The sequence below is a fragment of the Paenibacillus sp. P46E genome, from assembly GCF_001909095.1.
Lineage (GTDB): Bacteria > Bacillota > Bacilli > Paenibacillales > Paenibacillaceae > Paenibacillus_AQ > Paenibacillus_AQ helianthi.
Genome location: NZ_LVYZ01000056.1, coordinates 59299 through 66368 on the forward strand (window position 1 = coordinate 59299; position 7070 = coordinate 66368).

Annotated in this window: 5 protein-coding genes and 2 rRNA genes; all 7 read right to left on the reverse strand. The window is 48.0% G+C overall.

Going from position 1 to position 7070, the window contains the following annotated elements; genetic code table 11:
• Positions 1–42: 42 nt before the first annotated feature.
• The gene (gene clpC / locus A3849_RS21930) at positions 43–2511 is read right to left on the reverse strand and encodes an ATP-dependent protease ATP-binding subunit ClpC (protein ID WP_074113311.1); all 2469 of its coding nucleotides are present in this window, start codon (positions 2509–2511) and stop codon (positions 43–45) included.
• Between the two features lie 36 nt (positions 2512–2547).
• The gene (mcsB, locus tag A3849_RS21935; protein ID WP_074086501.1) at positions 2548–3612 is read right to left on the reverse strand and encodes a protein-arginine kinase McsB; all 1065 of its coding nucleotides are present in this window, start codon (positions 3610–3612) and stop codon (positions 2548–2550) included.
• A gap of 28 nt (positions 3613–3640) precedes the next feature.
• Positions 3641–4165, reverse strand: a complete 525-nt coding sequence (mcsA, locus tag A3849_RS21940; protein ID WP_074113312.1) for a protein-arginine kinase activator protein McsA — start codon at positions 4163–4165, stop codon at positions 3641–3643.
• Between the two features lie 29 nt (positions 4166–4194).
• Positions 4195–4656 carry a CtsR family transcriptional regulator gene (locus A3849_RS21945; protein WP_025707278.1) on the reverse strand — a complete coding sequence of 154 codons (462 nt, stop codon included), beginning with the start codon at positions 4654–4656 and terminating at the stop codon, positions 4195–4197.
• Positions 4657–5095: 439 nt separating this feature from the next.
• Complete coding sequence (locus A3849_RS21950) at positions 5096–6268, reverse strand: GNAT family N-acetyltransferase (RefSeq protein ID WP_074113313.1); 1173 nt, start codon at positions 6266–6268, stop codon at positions 5096–5098.
• A 414-nt stretch (positions 6269–6682) separates the two neighbouring features.
• A 5S ribosomal RNA gene (rrf, locus tag A3849_RS21955) occupies positions 6683–6799 on the reverse strand.
• Between the two features lie 125 nt (positions 6800–6924).
• Positions 6925–7070: ribosomal RNA gene (locus A3849_RS21960) — 23S ribosomal RNA — on the reverse strand; the annotation flags it as partial.

Genomic DNA, 7070 nt, shown 5'->3' on the forward strand with positions numbered 1-7070 from the left:
TCCATACGGAGAAGTGGAAGCTTTGTTTCAACCAAGTAAAGGTTATTCTGTTCCAACCTCATTTTCCTGTGTGACTGCAATCGGCGGTTCTACGGTAGTTACTACAAGTTCACCATTAACCTCATCAATGTTAAGGGAATCCCCTTTTTTGATGTTGCCTTTCAGCAGTTCCTCGGAGAGACGGTCTTCGATGTGCTTTTGAATCGCCCGACGCAGCGGACGCGCACCGAAGGCTGGATCATATCCCTCTTTGGCCAGGAAGGCTTTAGCCCCTTCAGTAAGCACAAAGTCCACATCATACTCACGCAGACGCTTGCGCAATTCCTCGGACATAAGTGTAACAATTTCGGCAATGTGTTTTTCATCCAGGGAGTGGAAGACGATGATTTCGTCAATACGGTTCAGGAACTCAGGACGGAAGCTCTTCTTCAGCTCTTCCATGACTTTACCCTTCATGTTACTGTAATCCGCTCCGGCATCCTGTACGGCTGTGAATCCAAGCGTTGAGTTCTTCTTGATCGCCTGCGCTCCGACATTGGATGTGAGGATGATCAGAGTGTTGCGGAAGTCGACGACACGGCCTTTGGAATCGGTCAGACGGCCGTCTTCCAGTACCTGCAGCAGAATGTTGAATACTTCCGGATGAGCTTTTTCAATTTCGTCCAAAAGCACAACAGAATATGGTTTGCGGCGAACCTTCTCGGTCAATTGCCCGCCTTCTTCATAGCCCACATACCCTGGAGGCGCTCCGACCAAACGGGAAGTGGAATGCTTCTCCATATACTCCGACATATCGATACGGATTACCGCATTCTCATCACCGAACATAGCTTCAGCAAGTGCACGCGCCAGCTCGGTTTTACCAACCCCTGTGGGTCCCAGGAAGATAAATGAACCCATTGGACGTTTTGGATCTTTGAGCCCTGCACGCGCCCGGCGGAGTGCCCGGCTGACTGCCTTCACGGCTTCATCCTGACCAATGACACGTTCATGGAGCAGAGCCTCCATGTTGAGTAGACGGTCAGTCTCTTCTTCCTTCAGCTTGCTGACAGGGATACCTGTCCAGCTGGCTACCACCTGGGCAATATCCTCTGGGGTAACCTGAGAATCAGTCCGGCCTTGTTTTTCTTTCCACTGGTTCTTGGTGGTATCCAATTCCTCACGGATTTTTTGCTCGGTGTCACGCAGTGCAGCAGCCTTTTCGAACTCTTGGCTCTGTACAGCAGAATCCTTCTCCTTGCGGATATCATCCAGACGCATTTCAAGTTCCTTGAGATTTGGCGGGATTGTGTAAGAGTTGAGTCTTACCTTAGAGCCTGCTTCATCAATCAGGTCAATCGCCTTATCCGGCAGGAAACGGTCCGGAATATAACGGTCTGACAGCTTCACAGCTTCCACAATAGCTTCATCTGTGATCTTCACACGGTGATGGGCCTCATAACGGTCACGAAGACCGTATAGAATTTGGACCGCTTCTTCCGGAGAAGGCTGGTCCACTGTAATTGGCTGGAACCGGCGTTCAAGAGCTGCGTCTTTCTCGATATATTTGCGGTATTCGTCCAGTGTGGTGGCACCAATGCACTGCAGTTCTCCACGGGCTAGAGCAGGCTTCAGGATGTTGGAAGCATCAATTGCACCTTCCGCTCCTCCAGCGCCAATCAGAGTATGCAGTTCATCGATAAAGAGTACAATGTTACCCGCTTGACGAATCTCATCCATAATTTTTTTGAGGCGGTCTTCGAACTCACCGCGGTATTTCGTACCGGCAACTACTGAACCCATATCCAGAGTCATTACGCGCTTGTCACGCAAAGTTTCCGGAATTTCATTGTTGATGATTTTTTGCGCCAACCCTTCGGCAATCGCTGTTTTACCTACCCCAGGTTCACCGATCAGGACCGGATTATTTTTGGTGCGGCGGCTAAGCACTTGAATAACGCGCTCAATTTCCTTGCTGCGGCCAATCACAGGATCCAGATTGCCATCTTTGGCATATGCGGTCAGGTCGCGAGCGAGGCCATCCAACGTAGGCGTGCTGACATTGGCTGGAGCGCCGCTGTGGCTCGAAGTAGCTTCACTGCTGCCCAGAAGCTGCAGAACCTGCTGACGGGCCTTATTAAGGCTGATTCCAAGGTTATTGAGAACACGCGCCGCTACGCCTTCGCCTTCGCGGATCAGTCCGAGCAGGATATGCTCTGTTCCCACATAAGTGTGGCCCAGTTTACGAGCTTCATCCATCGATAGCTCGATAACCTTTTTGGCACGAGGAGTATAAGCAATGTTTGTAGGCTGCTCTTGTCCCCGGCCGATCAGTGTTTCCACTTCGTCCTGAATTTTTTCAAGACCCAGACCCAGACCGATCAGAGCCTTAGCGGCAATTCCGTCTCCTTCACGAATCAGGCCGAGCAAAATATGTTCTGTCCCAATGTTGTTGTGTCCCAAACGAACGGCTTCTTCCTGCGCCAATGCGAGCACCTTTTGTGCGCGTTCCGTAAATCTTCCAAACATCATATCCCCTGCACCTCCACGGATAATAAATATCTATAATTAATGTTGTGATCCCAGTGTCTCCCGGAGCAGCTTCGCCCGGTACATATCGAGTTCGGTGGCTGTAAGCTCGTCGCCGAACATTTTTTGCAGAAAACCCGGCTGTGTCTTTACATTCAGCTCGTTGAGGACTGAAATCGACGGTCCTTCCAAAATACCAAGATCAACCCCAAGCCTTAGATCGGAGAGCCGTTGTGCAGACTCCTTTAGTTCCATCACCGCCGCATAGGACAATATCCCGTAAGAACGTTTGATTCTGTCTGTAATCCGCAAAGCGGAATCTACCAACAGACGTTCCCGCGCGTTGCGCTCATGCTCGATAATCTGGGTAACTACGCCATGGAGATTCTCGATTATTTCACTTTCCGTCTGGCCAAGCGTGATCTGGTTGGAGATCTGAAAGATATTCCCTACTGCTTCGCTGCCTTCACCATAAATTCCTCTTACCGTGAGCCCTACTTGATTCACAGCGGATAAAATCCGGTTGATCTGGTGGGTCATTACAAGTGCAGGCAAGTGGACCATGACCGATGCACGAAGCCCTGTGCCCACATTTGTAGGACAACTAGTCAAATACCCTCTTCGATCATCAAAGGCGTAATTGACCGAGCCTTCAAAAATATCATCAATGGCTGTCGCCCTTACCCAAGCCTCTCTGACCTGCAGACCGGGGAACAGACACTGAATACGCAAATGGTCTTCTTCATTGATCATAATACTGACTGACTCGTCCTCATTCAGGATGACTGCGCCACCCCGTGACTCGTTAGCGAGGTTAGGGCTAATGAGATGCTTTTCCACAAGCACCTTTTTGTCCAGCTCATCCAGCTCATCCAGTTTCAAGAGTTGAAAGTTGCCGAAATCCGCAGCTGCTTCTCCTTGAAAAACAGGAGCGAGCTGGTCCAGCACCTCTTCCGACTGCTCTGCCGAAGCCAGCAAAGGGAAGGGCAGATGCTCCAGGTTGCGGGCGATCCGCATCCGGCTGCTGATGACGATCTCAGAATGGCTACCACCGCAGCGCATCCAGTCACTAAGGGCTTGTTCAGTAAACCGGAGACTTGACATGTCATATCCCCCCTATATATCAAAGACTTTACTCTTGTGGCATTTCTTTTTCAAGCTGGCGGATCTGATCCCTCAGCTCAGCTGCGGTTTCAAACTCCTCCTGTGCGATACTGTGCTGCAGTTCCTGCTTCAGTTCATCAATCTGGCGTTTACACATGATCTTTGCTCCTGCACGTTTCGGCAACTTACCCACATGAGCGGTGCTGCCATGAACCCGTCTGAAGAGCGGGTCCAGCGTACTGTCAAAATATTTATAACAGGAGCTGCAGCCAAAACGCCCAAGCTTGCTGAACTGGGAGTAAGTCATTCCACAATTCTCACATTGAAGGCTCTGAGCGGTCTGGGAGGCTGCGTTTTTTTCCTTGCCTGCCCCTTCCAGATCCAGAAGACCAGACAGCAGACTGTGAATGGAGAATCCTCCCGCTGTTCCAGGAATGAGCTCCCCTTTCTCCCGCGCACAACTTTCGCAAATATGAAACTCCGTCTTCTCTCCGTTCACAATCTTTGTGAAATGGAGTGTAGCCGGTTTGACCCCGCATTCCTGGCAAAGCATAAGCGGTGTCCCTCCTTAAGATTTGACCATTATTTGCCCAATAAAGAGATTAGCATAGCCTTCATCAGCTTGGCACGAATCTCATCCCGGTACGGCAGATTAACCGTCAGGCATTCCCGGGAAACAGCAGCGCGCAATAGGCACGCTTCACGCTTGGTTAGAAACCGGGCCTCCTCCAGCTGATAAATCAGCCCTTCGGCGGAATTTTGATCGATATCTTTTCCGATTGTAGAATTGAGATGTGCGTACAGTGCGACATTCTGGGGCAGCTCAAAACGCTGAATCCGGATGTATCCACCACCGCCACGTTTGCTCTCGACTACATAACCCTTTTCCAAAGTAAAGCGTGTACTAATGACATAGTTGATCTGAGACGGCACGCATGAGAACTGGTCCGCCAGGTCATTGCGCTGAATTTCCACCGTACCTTCGGGACTTTCATGCAAAATATTCTTCAGATATTGTTCGATAATATCAGAGATATTACGCATCACTCATCCTCCAGTGTTCAAAGCTTATAGTGCAACTGACTGTGCTTCCGTCCGGTAATGATCTCTATAGATCTTAACCCAAGAGCAGAGGCCCGAATCGAAACTACATTCATACCTCAGTACTTAGAGTGCAATACAGTATCATTCCGGAGATATACTAAAAAAGCCATAAATGAAGAGCCTGCCACCATTGTCTCTACTTCCTTCAATAAAATGAATTCGAGCTGCGTTGACTTTGACTTTCTTTGACTTTTTTCATATTATAACACATTCTCACTGAATTCCAAGTGGTTGCTTTTATTTTTTACGTTTTAGGGCAATTGTATTCTGACCATTGTGAAAAAATCAGGGTTTTGCATGGTGATTTCCATTGAACTTTCAGGTGGCAAAAAGCTCCCCCAGCTTCATTATGAAACCGGGAGAGCCTTAGATTATGGGATTAGAAAAAATCAAACAATGCTGTTTTCGCCTGCGGGATGACCTTTTCCAGCCATTCCAATCCCGCCGGGTTTGCTTTTAGCTGACCGTATCTGGCCAGTTCCCCTGGCCGCTTGTACCCTAGCAGCAGAACAGTAAGCGTACCAATGGTGCAATTCAGATCTGCAGAGGCTTTCTCTCCTTCTACGCGACTTAACGTTGCTGCCCCATCCTCGGATACAGTCCATAACCATAAGCCATTGTTCCATGGTGCATGTTCATCATCAATATACAAAGTCCTACTCTCACGGTTCGTAATGGGTCGGAAGGTGAAGTTCTCCACAAATCTTTGTGCATTCACAATCCGCCCCATAAAGTATGGATAATTTTCCTGTGGAATGCGCGGATCGGGAAGCAAATACGGGAGAATATCATCAGAAGGTACTTGCTTGAGAGAAGCTCCAGTTATCATCGAATCGTGGTTGGCAAGAAATGTCCACAGGCCCTGATGCGCCACTTCGTTCAAGTAAATGAATTCATCAATGATCAGTTCATTATTGATTATTTTATATAACACATATCCTTCCGGATCACCAAGCTTCGAGTAAAAAACACAGTGGTGTGTCTGGTCATCCAATACACTCCGCTTCCACCAGTCCGTATCACGCTGCAGAGTTCCGTTATATTCAGCGGCAAATCTACTGTAGAGTTCCTCTATTGTATCAAGACCTGCGGAATCACGCTTTACAGTCCCTTGAATTTCAGTTTTCCTTGGAAACTTATCCACTGGTATGGAGTATTTCTTATATTCACAATAGACCTCCCAGCCAAACTTTCGGTAAAAAGGAATCAAAAACGGATGTAAAAAGGACAATGTCTGACCTGCCTCATTCATTGTTTGCAGCGTATGGGATAGAAGCTTGGCTACAAGTCCCTGTCTGCGGTTCTCCGGCCATGTAGAAACCCCGGCTATTCCGCCCATGGGAACGGCTCTGCCTTGTATGTAGACCTGAAGCGGAAGCAATGTCAATTGTGCTCCAAGCACTTCATCTTCAAACGCTCCCCATACTCTTTCCGGCTTAAATTTCAGCTTCGTTTCAACGCGCTCTTCACCCGTAACCTTGTATTTAAAAGCATATTCGGACAAGCTTAGACTTGCTTCAAACTCCTCGGATTTCAATGGCCTGATTTCCACTTCCGCTCACCTCTTCATTGTTAGTAATCTTCTCTATGAGAGTATAACAAGCAAAGGGCTCTGTTGCTAATCATCTCGAGAAAAAGAATCTCGCTAAAAGTTATCCACAGAAATAAACTGAACTAATTTATGTTTGTTTGGATTAATCATCCTGCAAAATAGTTATCCACTATTTCCATATACTTGTCCACATAATCCACTTTTTATCCACAAAAACCGTGGATTATCCGGTTTTTCGCTTGACTAGTCCTTATGATTATGTATTTTCGCATGAAAAAGATGGATGTAACGGTCCGTGCAATTATATCCACATGTGTGTAAGTTTTCTGAACTTACTGAAAATTATCCACAGCTTTTCCACAGCCGTGCACAACGCAAAAAACCACTGTTAATAACTCAACAGTGGTCTTGTCTGCTTGGCAACGTCCTACTCTCCCAGGACCCTTCGGTCCAAGTACCATCGGCGCTGGAGGGCTTAACGGTCGTGTTCGGGATGGGTACGCGTGGAACCCCTCCGCTATCGCCACCAAACATGATTTTTCGAAGCTTTCGCTTCTTGAAATCGCTGCAAGAAAATATCAGACCTTTGCGGCCGACATCTTGCTCAGGCTGGATCGCCTGAAAACTGAATCCGAAACGAATCTGCGTTTTAAGATTTGGATAAGCCCTCGACCGATTAGTATTGGTCAGCTCCACACGTTACCGTGCTTCCACCTCCAACCTATCTACCTCGTCGTCTTCAAGGGGTCTTACATACTGGGAAATCTCATCTTGAGGGGGGCTTCACGCTTAGATGCTTTCA

Coding starts and splice junctions, on each gene's coding strand:
- mcsB (WP_074086501.1), bottom strand. CDS start 3,612: ATGTCAAGTCTCCGGTTTACTGAACAAGCCCTTAGTGACTGGATGCGC.
- A3849_RS21945 (WP_025707278.1), bottom strand. CDS start 4,656: ATGCGTAATATCTCTGATATTATCGAACAATATCTGAAGAATATTTTG.
- clpC (WP_074113311.1), bottom strand. CDS start 2,511: ATGATGTTTGGAAGATTTACGGAACGCGCACAAAAGGTGCTCGCATTG.
- mcsA (WP_074113312.1), bottom strand. CDS start 4,165: ATGCTTTGCCAGGAATGCGGGGTCAAACCGGCTACACTCCATTTCACA.